12 protein-coding genes are annotated in these 16,869 nt (G+C 41.7%); 4 read left to right on the plus strand and 8 right to left on the minus strand.

Annotation, left to right across the window (positions count from 1 at the left end):
- Positions 1-240: 240 nt before the first annotated feature.
- Complete coding sequence (locus tag V7K62_RS05975; RefSeq protein WP_334862721.1) at positions 241-1,782, plus strand: ArnT family glycosyltransferase; 1,542 nt, start codon at positions 241-243, stop codon at positions 1,780-1,782.
- Positions 1,783-2,227: 445 nt separating this feature from the next.
- Here V7K62_RS05975 and V7K62_RS05980 read toward each other — a convergent pair whose 3' ends face one another.
- Complete coding sequence (locus V7K62_RS05980; RefSeq protein ID WP_334862658.1) at positions 2,228-4,159, minus strand: DMT family transporter; 1,932 nt, start codon at positions 4,157-4,159, stop codon at positions 2,228-2,230.
- Positions 4,160-4,203: 44 nt separating this feature from the next.
- Positions 4,204-5,511: a mannosyltransferase family protein gene (locus tag V7K62_RS05985; protein ID WP_334862660.1), complete on the minus strand. Its 1,308-nt coding sequence runs from the start codon at positions 5,509-5,511 to the stop codon at positions 4,204-4,206.
- A 665-nt stretch (positions 5,512-6,176) separates the two neighbouring features.
- Between V7K62_RS05985 and V7K62_RS05990 the strand changes: the two genes are divergently transcribed.
- Together V7K62_RS05990 and V7K62_RS05995 are read left to right on the plus strand one after the other, a co-directional pair.
- Complete coding sequence (locus V7K62_RS05990; protein ID WP_334862662.1) at positions 6,177-7,373, plus strand: 1-deoxy-D-xylulose-5-phosphate reductoisomerase; 1,197 nt, start codon at positions 6,177-6,179, stop codon at positions 7,371-7,373.
- A gap of 352 nt (positions 7,374-7,725) precedes the next feature.
- On the plus strand, positions 7,726-7,923 hold the full coding sequence (locus V7K62_RS05995; protein WP_334862664.1) for a hypothetical protein: 198 nt from the start codon (positions 7,726-7,728) through the stop codon (positions 7,921-7,923).
- 117 nt (positions 7,924-8,040) lie between these two features.
- Here the strand turns inward: V7K62_RS05995 and V7K62_RS06000 are convergent, their stop codons facing one another.
- Positions 8,041-8,541, minus strand: a complete 501-nt coding sequence (locus V7K62_RS06000; protein ID WP_334862666.1) for an acyl-CoA thioesterase — start codon at positions 8,539-8,541, stop codon at positions 8,041-8,043.
- 117 nt (positions 8,542-8,658) lie between these two features.
- Here V7K62_RS06000 and V7K62_RS06005 point away from each other — a divergent pair, with 117 nt between their 5' ends.
- Positions 8,659-10,728: a CHAT domain-containing protein gene (locus V7K62_RS06005; protein WP_334862668.1), complete on the plus strand. Its 2,070-nt coding sequence runs from the start codon at positions 8,659-8,661 to the stop codon at positions 10,726-10,728.
- 461 nt (positions 10,729-11,189) lie between these two features.
- Here V7K62_RS06005 and V7K62_RS06010 read toward each other — a convergent pair whose 3' ends face one another.
- The 5 genes from V7K62_RS06010 to V7K62_RS06030 form a co-directional block, all read right to left on the minus strand.
- Positions 11,190-11,534: a DUF1815 family protein gene (locus V7K62_RS06010; RefSeq protein WP_334862670.1), complete on the minus strand. Its 345-nt coding sequence runs from the start codon at positions 11,532-11,534 to the stop codon at positions 11,190-11,192.
- Between the two features lie 1,029 nt (positions 11,535-12,563).
- Entirely contained in the window at positions 12,564-12,791 is a 228-nt protein-coding gene (locus V7K62_RS06015) for a DUF2839 domain-containing protein (RefSeq protein ID WP_334862672.1), read from the minus strand.
- Between the two features lie 62 nt (positions 12,792-12,853).
- A complete protein-coding gene (locus V7K62_RS06020) occupies positions 12,854-14,422 on the minus strand; it encodes a group II intron reverse transcriptase/maturase (RefSeq protein ID WP_334862674.1) in 1,569 nt (522 codons plus the stop codon).
- Positions 14,423-15,008: 586 nt separating this feature from the next.
- Positions 15,009-15,152: a hypothetical protein gene (locus V7K62_RS06025; protein WP_334862676.1), complete on the minus strand. Its 144-nt coding sequence runs from the start codon at positions 15,150-15,152 to the stop codon at positions 15,009-15,011.
- Positions 15,153-15,164: 12 nt separating this feature from the next.
- On the minus strand, positions 15,165-16,724 hold the full coding sequence (locus V7K62_RS06030) for an ATP-dependent DNA helicase (RefSeq protein WP_334862679.1): 1,560 nt from the start codon (positions 16,722-16,724) through the stop codon (positions 15,165-15,167).
- Positions 16,725-16,869: the final 145 nt, after the last annotated feature.

Raw genomic sequence — 16,869 nt, forward strand, 5'->3', positions numbered from 1 at the left:
GGGGCAACCTCTCTCAAAGTCCCCCAATTTATCGGGGGATTTAGGGGGATCTAAAATGTTTTGATACCGACAAGAGGACTTTTCAAACAACCTCTCAGCCCGATGTCGCGTATTTCAGCAAAGGCTGCTCAACACTTCACTGTAGTATAAGACTGGTTTAACAAGCTGCTATGATGCCATATAAAACAAGCTTTAGTGGGGATATCCTGGAGGTTTGAGATGATTATCCCGATTTTAGATATGCGTCTATTCCGAGAAAAAGAATGGTTATTTAGCTTACTGATAATATCTCTATTTATATGGCTGATATTTTTGGGAAACTCCCCTTTACGCGATTGGGATGAAGGTACTGTGGCACAGGTTGCCCGTGAAATTTGGCGTGCCCCACTTGGTTCAATGCATTGGCTTTACCCCACCTTGGGAGGAGAACCTTATTATAATAAGCCACCTCTGATGCACTTGTTAATTGCTTGGACTTATTCGATCGGAGGCGTAAATGAGTGGACAACGCGTCTACCGGGTGCAGTCTTAACTGCCTTGGGAGTGCCTTTGCTTTACTTGGTGGGATGTTTGCTTTTTAACCAAAGTTTACCATCTCTGTTTGGGGCTTTAGTTTACCTGACAATGTTGCCTGTGGTGCGTCACGGAAGGCTAGCAATGCTAGATGGTACAACTATTACCTTTTTCTTGCTGCTCTTGTTTTGTTTGCTAAAAGCACGTCAGAATCGTCTGTATGCTCTCGGTGTGGGATTTTGTCTAGGGTTAATCACTCTCACGAAAGGGATGATAGTTTTGCTGCTAGGAGCGATCGCTTGTTTATTCCTGATTGCAGATCGGCAGTTTGCTTTGTTAACAAGCCCCTATTTATTAGTGGGAATATTTTTAGGAAATGCACCAGCGATCGCTTGGTTTGTTGCTCAATGGCAACATTATGGCGAAAGGTTTTTCCAAGTTCATTTTCAAGCACAAACCTTTGATCGCCTTGCACAATCTGTTGAAGGTCATAGTGGGCCTCCCTGGTACTATTTAATTGAGTTAATTAAGTATAGTTTTCCTTGGCTATTATTTTTGCCGGAAGGTCTTTATCTAGCTTGGAAAAAACGTCAGACTTCCTGGGGTCATCTAATTATGATCGGCATAATTGTTTACTTAGGAACTATCTCTTTAATGAGAACTAAACTCCCGTGGTATGTTATGCCTATATATCCATTTTTAGCTTTGGCAATTGGTGCTAAACTTAGTGATATTTGGCAGTACGGTCATTTTAAGGTGCGAAGTTTTACAATATTTCTGGCTATTATTGCTATTGCTGGTTTAGGAGGTTGTGTTTACTTTATTCTTGCAAAGAAAGAGCCTATTTTAATAGTCATGAGCATTGCTTTGGCAATAAGTATGAGCATCGCAGCATGGCTAATTAAACAGCGCGATCGCAACTTTATTCCAGTGTTGTTTTCTGGAATGTACTTAGTTTTAGGACTGTTGATGAGTTCGCAATCATGGATTTGGGAATTAAATGAAGCTTTTCCAGTTAAACCAGTAGCAGAATTAATTCGGGCAAATGTTTCACCAGGAACACAAATTTATACTTCTTTTGCTTATGAGCGTCCCAGTTTAGACTTTTACTGCGATTGCAAGGTAACTGCTGCAACTTTACCAACTTTACAACAAATGTTATTTAATAAATCTTATTTGCTGTTAGACAATGCGGCTTTACAGCAAATCAATTTAACTGGTAGTAAAATTATCGGATCAGCTAAAGGATTGACGCTGATTTCACCATAAATTAAATATGTATAATATCTTACTTTTTTCATTTTAATTAATTCATCATGTCTGGTCGGAAGTTTTCGTCATAAATTGTATCAGTCAAGTTGGCCGTGTCCAAATTACTAAATCAAGAGTAATGGAAGCAAGTACATCTAAGAGGTTGTTTGAAAAGTGGTGACTGAGGTATCCAAAACTTTAGATCCTCCTAAATCCTCCGATAAATTGGAGGACTTTGAGAACGTTATTCCCCCCTTTTTAAGGGGGGCTAGGGGGGATCTAGATACAAGCGTAGACTTTTCAAACATCCTCTAAGGGATTGACTCAAGAAGCTGCTACTGTGTCGATGCTGGTAAATCCTATCGATAATTCCGTGCATCCACCGATACCTACGGTGGCTTGCCCGCAGGGGTACGCCAACGCAATTTCTGGTGCTTGATTCTTGTAGCTACCGATCATGGTGCTACGATGCTTCGTTCGTTACCTGAACAGTGGATTGACTAGATTGGGCTAGATAGATACCTGCTAAAACTACGGCAAAAGTCAGCCAGTCAAACAAACCTACCTGTTCTGAAAAAATGAACCAAGCGAAAATAGAAGCCAGGACTGGTTCGAGGAGAAGCGTGACGGCGACGACGCTTGAAGAGATTCTGCTGAGGCTATAAGCCAAAAGTCCCTGACCTAACACTTGGCAAAAAAGAGCTTGGAAAATTATGAAAAACCAACCCGTCCAAGAATATGGAAACAGCCTATCTTCGAGGAATGGAAGGACGGGTAGTAGAAACATTGTTGTCACTCCACAGCGCCACAGCATGATAGTTGCGGTGCTAAATCTAGTTCGGAGTCGTTCAATCAGCAGCATACACGTAGCCATGAAAACCGCAGTTAGCAATGCTAATGCATCACCCAGTATTTGGTCAGTTGCAAATTGCACCTTATTGAGTTCAAATGCGATCGCACCTCCCAAGGCTATGACCAGACCAATCACGAATCTGTTGTCGAAACGCCGACCGAATAACAAATACCCAGCTAAAGCAACAAATAAGGAGTTCAAATTAGACAGTAAAGCCACATTAGCAACACTAGTTTGACTCAGCGCCCAAGCCCACAAGAGAAGGTAGGTTCCAGCAGAGGTTCCCATTGCCAACAATAGCCACACTTCTTGACTTGTAAAAGGCTTTTGTTCTATCGATTGGTTATCGGACTGTTGATAACGCAAAGCCTCAAGTCCATTCCACAGACCAAAGACAACTGTAGCAATCCAACTGCGATGAAATACTACAGCATTTGCACCAATTTCTTGTTGACACAATTTGGTCAGAGATGGTGCTAAAGATATGGGAATTAGGGCAAATAATAATGAGATAGTTCCTAATAAAGCTGGTGTTTCGGAGAATTGTTGCTTTAGTAACGACAGTTTGGTCGTCATATTTTTAACGAAAGTGTTAACTATACTTTTGACTGATTCCTGGAACGGGTAATTAACAGCAGCTTGGCTAGATACGGCTAAGTATAAACCGATTAAAACTACAGCGAAACCTACCCAATTTGATAAAGTTAATTTTTCCGAAAATATTACCAGAGCGAAAATGCCGCTAAATACTGGCTCTAACAGATGCACCAAGGAGACAACCACAGAGGAAAACTTGGCAAGGCTATAGGTTAAAAGCCCATGACCAAATACTTGGCAGATCAGGGCTAAGGAAATGACCCAAAGCCACCCATTGACTGTAGAGGGGAAAAGCTGATCTTGAGTGAACAAAAGTATGGGGAAGATCGCTAGAGGAGCGATCGCACAGATCCACAACTGGATTGTAGCCGGAGAAAATTTGGTTCGTAATTTTTCTACAATCAGCAGGTATGCACTCAAAAAAATCGCCGAAACGATCGCAGCAAAGCTTCCTTGAACTTCGTCTGTGGCGATTTGCAATTCCTCAAATTCAATGGCGATCGCTCCTCCAAGTGCGATCACCATCCCAATCAGGAATTGGTTCTCAAAACCCTTACGAAATAACAGCCACACTCCTAAGCTAGTAAATATGGGGGCAAGATTATGCAACACACTAGAGATCGCAACGCTAGTTTGAGTCAGCGACCAAGCCAATAAGACTAAAGTTGCAGCCCAAAAAATACCAGCACCAAGCAATAGCCACAGATCCTGACTGGTGTAAGGCTGCTGTTCTACAGGTTTGTCTGAGGAAAGTCGCTGCCGTATCGCCTTGTGTCCATGCCAGACCAAGAAGACCACATTAGCAAGCCAAAAGCGATTAAATACAGTGGCACTGGGGCTGAGTTCAATTTCGCTCAATTTCATAAAAATAGAGCCAAAAGATATGGCACCTACACCTAGAAATAATGAAGCGATCGCTATCTTCGTTTGATTAAATACACTCATTAGGAAATTTAAATGCAACTTCTCATATATATGGATCAAACCCTCTAGCCAACCCAGCGCTCTTGGGCAAATCCTACAGCTATTTTGGCTAGTAGTGTCACAAAAGCACCCAATATTAAATATCCTTGACGAGGATGGCGAGATAGCAGCACACCAATGGCTATATTCAAGGGCACAATACCGTAGGCAAGACGGCTCAAGGAGATAGTACCTCCAGAGGCTAGTAGTAAACCAATACCACAAAAGCCATAGATAACTGTAACTGGGGTCAGTTGCCTGTGTAAGCGCCACAACACATAGCCACCACCCAAAACCATGAACAAGTTGAGCAAGTTATTGATCCACTGTTCGCTTGCCAGAATTAACAAAAATAAGACTAAAGCATAAAAGCCATAAAATAATTTTACAGAATTAAAACGTTGACGGAAACACCATAAAAGATAGCTAATGGCAACAATCACGCCAAAAAATAAGAGATACCAGGGGTCTTCAATCCCACCAGAGGGGTTTTGAACCCAACCATATTGCCAATTTTTTCTACCAACTGCAATTTGCATGAACATATTTAACCAACCCTGCCAATCAAATCCTAGAGTTGGTCGCCATCCCCGTTGTGCTTCGATAAAAGCTAAAGGGTCACCAAAATAAATCGCACAATACAAACTGAATAGAAGTATGCCAATAGCAGTAGTAAAACCAGCGATATAGGCAATGGGTGGTCGGCGTTCTTTCCACGCTGCGATCGCCAATGCTGGAATTAATGCCATACCTGTAGGACGTGTTGCTGTCGCCATCGCGCCCCAAAGGGCAGTCCAGCCATACTGCTTTTGATCAAACGCCCGCAAAGTCGCCGTACTCAAAAACAAATACAGTCCCTCTGTGTAAATCACCCCCGTAAACATCGAAGATGGATACAAAGAAAGCACAGCAGTCACCCAGTGTGCTGCATTGATGCCATAATGCTCTTTGATCCAAAAGTACAAACAGTAAAGCGCTGCAAAAAATGCCAAGTTGTTGACTAACGTGCCTGCTAATTCAAACGGTAAGCCCAACTTCATCAAAACCCAGATGCTTAGGGGAAACAGGGGAAAGAAGGCCAGATTATGTTGTTTGCCGTCATTCACAAATTCATAGCCAGAAGTTGCGATCGCACGGTAATGCATACTATCCCATGCATCAAAAACCCCCCAGCCAAAAGGGGGCAAAAATTCTTCTGTTGCTAACGGTAGCTTTGGCGCAACCAGCAACATAGCAGTCCAGATTAATATTCGGCTGGCAAGCCATATTGCTGCTGGAAACAGGAAATCATTTTTCCATAAAACTTTTTTTATAACTATCTGAACTTTGACCATAAGGTTGAGTGCTTCAACAAACTCCTTTATGCATCCTTTTACATATAGCTACAACACAGCAATTTATGAGTAACATTTTCCATATTAAATCCTCCACCAACATAATTAACAAACTGGACAGAATAGGAAATAATTGAAATTATTTCCTATTTGGTTACTTTTGACAATTCTCTCGGAATTTATCTTTTAAAATATAATATTTATAAATACAATTTTTGTCTAGTTACAGCAGTTACCAGATGTGTAAGGTACAGAAAGAAAAAATTATCCACTCAGGAGCGCACAGCTAGCTGTAGTCCCATATCCGTGTACATCATTCAAATGAAAATCGCTATATATGAATAATGAACAACTTTAGTACTTTAAGTAGAAGGGCTTGATTAAATTAAAGCTTGTAGTAAGCGGCTTTAGTGCTTGAGAATCTTACATAGAGCGATAAATCGCTCACTACGAACAAAAGTTTTATCTTACATTTAATTACGTCTACGTACTTGTAGCTAACAGTCTATCGAGTTGAAATTAACGGATTGGAACTGGTGCAGAGACGCGGGCACGGGGAAACTTCTTTGCTTTCTTAGGATCAATGTATCGATTATAGTGATTGCTGTGATTAAAGAGTCCCAAGCAATTTATAGTGAGAGTTGTCTGTAAATCCTTAAGCAATTGTGAAAGCGATTACTCTCGTTGGTTCTACTGGTTCTATTGGTACTCAAACTTTAGATATTGTCACTCAGTACCCAGATCAGTTTCGGATTGTGGGATTGGCAGCTGGGAGCAATGTTGAAATGTTGGCTGCTCAAATTCGGCAGTTTCGACCGAAAATAGCAGCCATTTCCTCAGAAGAGAAATTACCAGCCCTCAAAGAAGCTATCAGTGACCTCGATCCCCAACCGATTCTACTGGCAGGTGACGCCGGAGTGATAGAAGTCGCCCGTTACGGCGATGCCCAAACCGTTGTTACTGGTATCGTTGGTTGTGCTGGTTTGCTACCCACGATCGCAGCTATTGAAGCTGGTAAAGATATTGCCTTAGCAAACAAAGAAACTCTGATTGCTGGGGCGCCTGTGGTTCTACCCCTAGTCGAAAAACACGGTGTAAAATTACTCCCAGCCGATTCCGAACATTCCGCAATCTTTCAATGCCTCCAAGGTGTGCCAAAAGAAGGCTTGCGGAAAATCTTGCTTACTGCATCTGGTGGGGCTTTCCGGGACTGGGATGTAGAAAAGTTAGCAGATGTAACCGTTGCTGACGCCCTGAAGCATCCGAATTGGTCGATGGGGCGGAAAATCACAGTAGACTCTGCTACTTTGATGAATAAAGGACTGGAAGTAATTGAGGCTCACTTTCTGTTTGGGTTGGATTATGACAATATCGAAATTGTCATTCATCCCCAAAGCATTATTCACTCGCTGATTGAACTGCAAGATACTTCAGTTTTAGCCCAACTCGGTTGGCCGGATATGCGCTTACCCTTACTGTATGCTCTATCTTGGCCCGATCGCATCTACACCAACTGGGAACGACTAGATTTAGTCAAGGCTGGAAATTTAACCTTCCGTGAACCAGATCACCAGAAGTATCCTTGTATGCAGTTGGCTTATGCTGTAGGGAAAGCTGGTGGTTCGATGCCAGCGGTGTTGAATGCCGCCAATGAGCAAGCTGTGGCTTTATTTTTAGATGAAAAAATTCGGTTTTTAGATATTCCCCGGTGTATCGAATCGGTGTGCGATCGCCATCAAAATGATAACCGGGCTAATCCCTCTTTAGATGACATTTTGGCAGCAGATAAATGGGCAAGACAAGAAGTTTTAACAGCGACTGAAAAGTTAGAAACTCACTCGCGGATAATTTCTCTGCGATAAAAACCTTCAGTTCCGATTGGACTGGGGATTAGAAATTGATGCCTAGTCCCCAATCTTTAATCACCGGCTTCCGGATCAGCTATCATTTTTATGTATATCTATAATTTATCTCCAAATAAAAATTAAAAACCTTTACAAATACTTTGCAAAAAAAACGGCATATCACATCAATAGTTATCTCATTTTTAGGTAAAATATCCCCAGGCTAATTATCACAAAAATCTCCATTCTAGCGGATATTAAAAATTGGGTTCAGCATCTTTTATACCAGTGATTATTACCAAAATAAAAGCTTACCCTTTCTGAATAAACCCACTCTCAGACAAGGGCGATTATTAAGGAATTAATATATATGATTGTGACGTTGATTGTAGCTTGGATAGTCTTCATCATATTATGGAAATTGCTGAAAGCAACCCTGAGCAGTGCATTAACTCTTGCGGCAATCCTTGTTTTATTAAATATTAGTTTTGGCATTACTCCCCAAGATATTTGGCATTACGTAACGCAGTTTGCTCAAAATCTGTCGCAAATCCAAAGTGGCAAGTAAAAATCTATACTTCACTTTTAATTAGTAAAAGTGAAGTATATAAAGATGAAATGACAAAATTTTTAACTTTGACATAACTGGCATCAAAGTTTCTCTGGTGTTGACAATTTTTCTTGGTCATTTATTATTGAATGCTGAAATTTTAGCCAGTGCATCCTTAACACTCGCCGGCAACTGACGCATAATCTTGCCTCTTTCGCGATCTAAAGCGACTAAAGTCACCTTGGCAGTGACGTATAATTGTTGTCCATCAGTTGAGACAATGGCATAATCCCAATTGATTCGCACACCAGTCACCTCAGCCATGCGCGTTTTTACCACCACTGCCATACCCAATTGAATTGAACGGTGATAGCGCACTGACAGTTCCACAACTGGTAAATCGCAGCCTATAGCGACTAAATCAGCAAATTCAATTCCTATAGATCGCAAGCATTCAATCCGCGCTTCTTCCATCCAAGCTAGATAAGAACCGTGCCAGACAAGACCAGCATAGTCAGTGTGGTGGGGTTGCACTCTCACAGGATATTCAAACCAATTCCCAAATTCATGACTTGATGGATTGTCAAGGGCGCTGGTTGGTGGTAATTTTGGTTGGCTGGGTTTTTCTTCTGACATCTTCAATTTTCTCAGTACCTATAAATTTTTCAAATTATTGAATAGCATAAAAATTAATTGCGTTACCGGAATTCTTGATTTAATATTTACACTTCCGAGTATAGGGAGTGTTTTGTTATGCAGCCTCATCTCCGGTATGTTAGTGTTGTTACTTTGACTTTACTTAGTTTACTAGGTTTTGGGATGGCATACCCAGACAATAACCAGGTAAGGACAAATGCAAAGTTGAGGTATGACTCTGGAGAAAAAGCTCAAGCTTTACCCAAGAATAATCAGATATTAGAAATTGAAAACCTCAACGAAGAAGCTATCAAAGAATCTCAGCAAGGTCAATTGACAGAAGCGTTGCAGAGATTACAAAAAGCACTAACTATCAGCAGAGAACTTGGAGAGCGCTCTTGGGAAGCGGTAACATTTAACAACATCGGCAGAATCTACCAAAGTCAAAAAAAGTATCCTGAAGCACTTCAATTTTATCAGCAAGCCCTATTAATTAACAAAGAACTTGGGGATCTCGTTCGACTTGGCAAAACCTACAGTAATATAGGTTACTTATTCGATATTCAGAACCAACCAGAGCTAGCAATTTTTTTCTACAAGCATTGCTTGATTAATCGTGAGAAAGCTCGCTTGAATCCATTAGCACTGAGTGCGTCACAACCAGATGCTTACAGCATAACTGTTAGCCAGACATATCGCCTGTTGGGTGAACGATTGCTCAAACAGGAACGTGTTGCTGAAGCACAAAGGACGATAGATTTACTCAAAGTTGAAGAACTAGAGGAATATCTCCAGAGTGTGCCAGGTAATCAACATACTGTCAAAGGTATTAATATAGCGGCAACAGAAAAACCAATTAAACAAAAGTTAGAGCAAACCCTGGATAATGGTGTTGTACTAGGTAAAGAACTAACAACACTACGGAAAATTTCCCCCGAACAGCGATCGCTCGAACAGAAACAACGTATCGAGCAATTAGTCCTAGAGCAACAGCAACTCCTGGATAAATTTAACGAATTTATCAATAGTCCTTCAGTGAAAACACAGATAGAGCAAATTAGCCGTACAGCTAGGCGGCAAAATTTGGATTTGGAGAGTCTCAACGAACTTCGGCATAATCTGGCGCGATTACCTCAAAAATCGGCACTACTCTACCCACTAATTTTAAAAGATAGTTTGGAATTGGTATTGGTAACTCCTGAATCCCCACCAATTCATCGCACTGTTGTTGTCAAACGTGAAAACCTCTATCAGACAATTGGTGCTTTCCGCCAAGCTTTAATCAATCCCAGTCGAAATATCAAAGCACCTGCACGCCAATTGTATGACTGGCTAATTAAACCCATAGAAAAAAACCTGAAGCTTTCAGGTACACAAACTCTGATTTACGCTCCAGATGACCAGTTACGCTATATTCCTTTAACTGCTTTATATGATGGCAAACAATGGCTAGTGCAGCGCTTCAATGTGAATCACATTACATCTGCCAGCCTGATTAACTTAAACACCCCACAAAAATCTACTTTGCGGGTTTTAGCAGGTGCTTTTACTAAAGGTAATTATCAAATCAAAGTTGGTAATCGCCAAGTTGCTTTTGCTGGCTTACCCTTTGCAATGCTGGAGGTGGACAGTTTAGCAGCTGCGGTTCCTGAAACTACGAAGCTTTTAGACGATGCTTTTACTCCCAGAGTCGCTGTACCCCAAATGGATGATTATACAATTGTCCATTTAGCGACTCATGCAGCCTTTGTGGTGGGTAAACCAGAAGATTCGTTTATTTTATTCGGGAATGGCGATCGCGTTAATTTTAGAAATGTCGCCACTTGGTCACTCCCACATGTAGATTTGGTAGTGTTGAGCGCCTGTGAAACCGGCTTGGGAGGCAAGTTAGGTAACGGTGAGGAAATTTTGGGTTTTGGCTATCAGATACAACAAACCGGCGCTAGAGCCGCGATCGCCTCTTTGTGGTCTGTAGATGATGGTGGTACACAAGCACTCATGAGTGCTTTTTATGGTCTCCTCTCTACCGAGAAGTTGACCAAAACTGAAGCTTTACGCCAAGCTCAAGTCTCATTAATTACTGGAGATTGGAAGTCGCTAAGTCACAATGCACCTGTAGCAGCAGTTAGTGACTTTAGTCATCCGTATTATTGGGCACCCTTTATTTTAATTGGTAATGGACTTTAGGTGTATCGTATTTGACATGATAATTGCTGCTACTGTCCAGATTCACCATCTGACTTTAGTAACGCGCAACAACGGTGATTTTAACCCCTGCGGTATTCCATTACTGAATCCTTTTACATAGCCCTAACGAAAACTGCGTTAGCGGAGCTTAACGTACCCCTACTCTTAAGCAAGCTACGCGCAGCGTCTCGTAGAGAAGTTATCGCATTTTGATGAAATTGTGGCAAAAGAGGAGCGCTCAACTACCCAACTTCTGACCTTGGTGTGTTTTAACACCTTCCAGCTAAAGGCTGAAAATCCGGCTAGGTTTTGGCAGATACAAAAAAATATGCGATAGCCCAGTCGAGGCCAATCACTTAATGGTAATGGAGAAATAGGTAAGAGCGATCGCTAACGAAGCCACTATTACCGATTACCAGTTACCGATAATCAATTTCTAACTTGCCATTGACCCTGAAACCTTAATACTTCTTGGCAAGAGTTTTAGAGCCTGTATCACTTTGCATAGATTGCTTGACAAGATTAGCAAGTTCGTCTAACTGGCTAATTGCCTCTGCACCTTCTAGCTTCATTAATTCACGGTCATCCCGCATTTCTGTCCAAGTAATCCCGTAATCGGACACTAAAAATCGAATTAGATGGTTATCACCTAAACTAACCATAAACGACGCACTATTCATTTGGTCGCCACAGGTGTAGCAGGACGCAGGATACCCACGCCGCTCTAATACAATCGCCAAGGCTTGCAGGTTCATTACCAAGTCTTGGACGAATTGCCGATGTTGATGTGCTAGTCTCAGAAACACTTTTGTCCTCCAGACACCACAGTAATTTGAGTTTCTTTTATATTTTCTTTAGATTTTCTCATCCATTGGTATTGTAAACTATTCACTACAATTACCAGACGGAATGATATTGAGTCGTTAATTGACTACCTTGTTTAGGGTAGTGGATCAGAGTTTTGAGGGCCGTATCAAACTATTCAGTTTGCAAATACAAAATCTCGGACAGAATTGCTAAATTTAACTATATCTTTATACACTTCTGTCAGGGTAGATTCTTGCAAGAAGCGATCCGCTTTAAGAGTAACTTAAATCTAGCACTAGTCAACTACAGAAAAGCTACATCTTTGGTTTTTATTGGCTATGTGCAGCCAAATACACTGTTATTAGAGGCCATAACGTAGTTTTGCATCGTTATAGTGTGTCTTGCTTAGATGTTTGCTCTGTTCTCTTTCTAACGTAGATTTTGGTATAGACAAATGATTAGTTATACCAAATTCGTTCCTCCTACTATATATAGTTGAGCAGATGACAGTGCAAATTTAAGATCCAGTACTAAAATCAGGTTAATTATAGTCCTTTATACAAACTTCACGTAATTACTATAAAAATCGGAGTGTAGACTTGAGAATGGATCAACTCAACACTGACAATACCTAAACTCGGTAGAACAATGTTGCCATTTAGGCAATATTTTCAGCTATTTTAGGATTATCCTGAAAAAGTTATACCAAGCAAAGCCCGATAATTTGGTAAAGATTATTATCATAGTTTAGTTTTGCCAAATTTAATACATATATAATATATTTCAATTATCTATTCAAAGTAAGTAATTATTTTTTATTACTCACTCAGTTAACTAATTCATAATTCGTAATAAGGCTCTCTACAAAACGCTACGCGTAGCTTGTTTCCCCGTAAGAGTACGAATACTCGCCAATGTCATTCGTAATTATTGGCGAAACACTCGCGCGTAATCATCTTTTTTGGTGGTCTTGAATTAGTTGGAGATTTAGACTCCAACTAATTCAATTACGAATTACGAATTACAAATTAAGAGACTACTTGCCACCAACCGAAAGCTGGACCGATAAAACGGATTGTTGCCCATCCTACAACCATAAGACCAATGCCTATCCAAGCACCACGAGTAGTCCAAGTGACAAATTGTTCGCCTTGAGTTTTTGTGATTGGAACCCAAGGCAAGATGCGAGTATCTTGACCATAAGTTTCCCCTAGTGTGGTTTTGGTAGAGTCGATGGGAGATATTATCCTCCGCACCTCTCTGTTAGAACCGTGCGTAAAACTTTCGCTTTACACGGCTCCCGATATTCTTAGGGTTTTTACCCTTTGCTCATGTGGGTATAATCATCGCAGGATTCGTGAATAGCAACTAGATTTTTAACTTTCCAGTTGTTCTGGTTCCCGTCGATGTGGTGGAGGTGTACTCGTTCATCACTTATACACTTCATACCGCAATGACCACATGTATGGTTTTGGCGTTTTAATGCCTTAGAGGTTTCTCCGTCATACAACTTACTATTGCGTTCGCTCCAGTAAGCCATATCTCCATCGTAGGGTGATTTATTTCCCTTAACGTTGGTGTGTTTGTTTTCGGAGTAAGGAACCGATGGGAACGCTTTGTCTATCAATTTCTTAGTAGAGTAACGGTCTTGTTTGGTTTCCTTGTTAAATACCTTATAAGCTCTGTAACTGGTGTGCCAAAGTGAGAACTTTGACCCGTTCATCTTGCAGAACTTGTGGTAGTTTCTCCATCCTCTAACTATTGGTGCTAGCTTAAGGGCTTTTACCTTAGAACCATAATTCGAGTTGTTAACAATGGTTTTTACCTTCTGACGGAAATTTTTTAAATTCTCCACTGAGGGAGTGCATCTAAATTTACCGTTACTTTGCACGCTTATGTGCCAGCCAAGGAAGTCAAAACCATCTGTCGCGGCGGTGAGCTTTGTCTTTTTGTCACTGAGCTTCATTCCTCTCTCAGCTAAAAATTGGGATATCTTTTCAAGTATTTCCTTTGCATCGTCTTCAGGTCGAAGTATGATTACTATATCGTCCGCGTATCGGATTGATGGTTCTGTAATATCCTTCTCTGAGGTGTTAACTGTGACTCTTTGACCACTGTTAACATGGTATTTATGGATACTTTCGATCCCATTTAGAGCGATGTTAGCTAAAAGTGGACTCACCACTCCACCTTGGGGTGTACCTTGTTCTGGAAATTCTGGGTTTATTCCTGCTTTGAGGCAACGGAATATTCCTGATTTGATGCCCTTGGGGGCTATAAGGCTTTCCATGATTGTGGTATGGCTTATCCTATCGAAGCACTTTTCAATATCGAGTTCTATCACTCTTTTATTGATTCCATCGGCATTGGAACTTAGGTTTAAGAACAAGTTTTTCTGGGCATCATGTGCCGAACGTCCCGGTCTAAACCCATAGCTCAAGGCATGAAATGTTGCTTCGTGTGCAGGTTCTAAAGCATATTTGGCTAGCTTCTGCCATGCTCTATCTGCGATAGTGGGAATTTTAAGCATCCTGGTACTTCCATCCTTTTTAGGAATGGGAATACTCCTTAATTTCTGGTGAACCCAGTTATTACTGGACACTTTCAGCTGGTCACTTAACTCAAATCGCTCTTCAAAATTGAGGGACTTTTTGCCGTCGATTCCGGCTGTTTTCTTACCTGCGTTTAGCTGCGTTACTTGACGAATCGCCAAAAATCTAGCTGCTTTGGATTTCAAAATAAGCTTCTGAAGTGACAAAGCTCTGGGCTTGTCTCCGACTCGAATAGCTTTGAACACTCGACATTGTAGGCGAAATAAATCTTTCCGAAATTTCTTCCAGGGTAGATTTTTCCAAGATTCACTAGTCTGGTGACTGTGCCTAATCATGCTCTAACTCCGTTGAGTGTTTTCTGAATACCTTGCAGTAATTACACCGCATCCTACCCGAATCCAAGGAATTCCGTATCTCATCTTACCTACCTGGGATTCGACTGTCCCAAGACCTTTGATTCGTTTTTATTCGTTCCCTCAGAAGATTGATTGTTCCGTTAGGTGTAGCCAATTTAACCATCAGAAACCCTAGATTCATGCTGTTATTCGACGTATTTCAGCGGGTTTTAGCTCTGATAAAGTCGAGGTTTTTGGGTTATGCCTCGCTTGCAAATAGGTTACTTTTCTAGGCTCAGTTTCACCATAGGAACCCCCTGTTAGCACCAGTGTCAATCCATAACGATTGTCTGATTGTGCCCTGTTCCCAGCTTCACTCTACAAGAATTGAGCTTGTTCGGTGTGGGCAGATAAGGAGTCACGCTTGAATCTAGCGGGTAGGGCTGACACCTACATCAGTCTGAGAGTTCAGTGTCTAGTTATCTAGATTTCACTGGCAAGTATATGTACGTGCTGGATACCGTGATTCTACTTGCAACGAATCGCACACGACGCTTTGCTTCACCCATAATCAGCAACTCAAATTCTATTTAGGTTCTAAATTTATTTTGCCAGAAATCATGGCTACAGAGAGGCAATGAATCGAATCATCTTCTATAAGCTGATAATAGTGCTTGCTTTGAGGCGATCGCACTTTGGTTGACAAAATAAATAAATGTAAATTGGGCATTGGGAAATGACCTTAAGCTGAATTTTCCTCATCGGTATTAGAAAACAGACTGGGATCGAGATAGTTAATGCGTGCCAGAGGACTTAAGGCAGCGAGAATTTGAGCGCCGTAGCTGCGATTAACTACACGACTATCAAGTAAAGCTACGATCCCTTGACTTTCTCGTACTGGAGCGATCGCGCGTTGTAATTCATTCAAGGCAGCTGGCAACAAGTATAAACGGAACCAATCTTGATGCGATCGCTTATAAAGAGCTACCCTACCAGCTACCAGGGGATTTTCCAAAGATGGTAGGGGCAAAGTAGCAATAATTAACAGATGGGGTGCTGGCAAGACTCGTTGATGTTCTCGCCAAAATTCCCAACCGCTAATCAAAATACCATTTTCATCTAAACAAGTTTTTTCTACTTGCACCCGCGAACCAAACTCTGAGGCTAGAATTGTCGCAACTTGAGCCTTGAGTGGGACATCGCCCACCAAGACAACCGTTAATCCTGGCGCTGTCGCACTTAGACAAACCAGTGTACGGACTTTGTGAATAAATGCCGCTTGAAATTCTGGCGTGTTAGGTAGGGGCAACTTATAGGGTACATAAAGTTGAATTGCTTCCGCTTGACTCTCCGCAGAGAACTTCAGGCAAGTTAAATCGTCCAAACCCAGGCGCTGGCGAAAAAGGGGAGCCTCAGTTTCCGGTTCGATAGCGCTGCCAATTAAAACTACTGGTTGTCGCTGCCAAATTGGTGAGAGTATTTCCCCTAATTCCATTGGGGCGTAGTGCAAAGAAAATAAACCTTGTCGATGAGCAATAGTCGCCCAGAAGAGAGTCGGGGAAGCAGGGGGGGAAAGATTTTCATCGAGGGTTTGAAATTGTTGCCAGAATTGTTTCCAAGGTTCTGGCAGTGCTTGTACTGACTCTAAAGCCAAATACAGACGGCTTAAAATTTCTATTTCTGGCTGGGAAATTAGATAGCACTGATATGGATTCGCCGGGTGCTGAAAAAGTTCGTGTGTTAGTTGTATCCGTGCTTCGCGAATTGCCTCAGCTTGGTTTGGGCAAGCTAGCATGAGTTGATCCCAATCATCGGGTTGAATATCTTGGGTAAGTTGATGACGCACCCAATCTTCGAGATCGTCTACCCCATCAATAATTGTGGGGATGCCTTGGGGAAACCTTGAGCCACCAGCCAATTGTCCTTTTAACCAAGCTTCTGGGGAAGTCAAGAGTAGCCCTTGGAACTGGGCATCAGGCCAAGCATCACCTGTTCTAATCGATTTATTGGTTGGTAGCCACTGCTGTAGACGGGGAATTTCCACCCGCAGCAGAAGTTGCTGCACTGCTTCTTGAGCAACAATAATTACAGGGCCATGCCACATCAGGGCTGATGCTACAAAACTAGTACGATACCGCCCTTGATAGCCACAAACCGCCCCGACTTGAATTAGGGCGCTACGTCCCAGGCGCAAGGCGCGTGCTACCAACCGTGCCATCGTCAAATGATGGGGCCAGGAAGGGAACCCGGCTTGCGATCGCAAAAAGTTATGTAGTGACAAATGAACTTCTGCCTCAATCACACGCTTTTAATTCCATACAAAGTTACTTTTACTTCCAATTGCCCCATTTCTATTATCTTGTCATTCGTCATTTGTCCTTTGTCCTTTGCCATTGATCCAAAACTAATGACCAATGACTAATGACCAATCACCCAATACCCTAAAT

The sequence above is a fragment of the Nostoc sp. genome (assembly GCF_036917935.1).
Taxonomy (GTDB): domain Bacteria; phylum Cyanobacteriota; class Cyanobacteriia; order Cyanobacteriales; family Nostocaceae; genus Nostoc.

Excerpts from the sequence above, each read along its gene's own strand:
- V7K62_RS05985 (WP_334862660.1), bottom strand. The coding sequence starts at position 5,511 with ATGGTCAAAGTTCAGATAGTTATAAAAAAAGTTTTATGGAAAAATGAT.
- V7K62_RS06025 (WP_334862676.1), bottom strand. The coding sequence starts at position 15,152 with ATGCCCAATTTACATTTATTTATTTTGTCAACCAAAGTGCGATCGCCT.
- V7K62_RS06005 (WP_334862668.1), top strand. The coding sequence starts at position 8,659 with ATGCAGCCTCATCTCCGGTATGTTAGTGTTGTTACTTTGACTTTACTT.
- V7K62_RS05995 (WP_334862664.1), top strand. The coding sequence starts at position 7,726 with ATGATTGTGACGTTGATTGTAGCTTGGATAGTCTTCATCATATTATGG.
- V7K62_RS05975 (WP_334862721.1), top strand. The coding sequence starts at position 241 with ATGCGTCTATTCCGAGAAAAAGAATGGTTATTTAGCTTACTGATAATA.
- V7K62_RS05980 (WP_334862658.1), bottom strand. The coding sequence starts at position 4,159 with ATGAGTGTATTTAATCAAACGAAGATAGCGATCGCTTCATTATTTCTA.
- V7K62_RS06000 (WP_334862666.1), bottom strand. The coding sequence starts at position 8,541 with ATGTCAGAAGAAAAACCCAGCCAACCAAAATTACCACCAACCAGCGCC.
- V7K62_RS06020 (WP_334862674.1), bottom strand. The coding sequence starts at position 14,422 with ATGATTAGGCACAGTCACCAGACTAGTGAATCTTGGAAAAATCTACCC.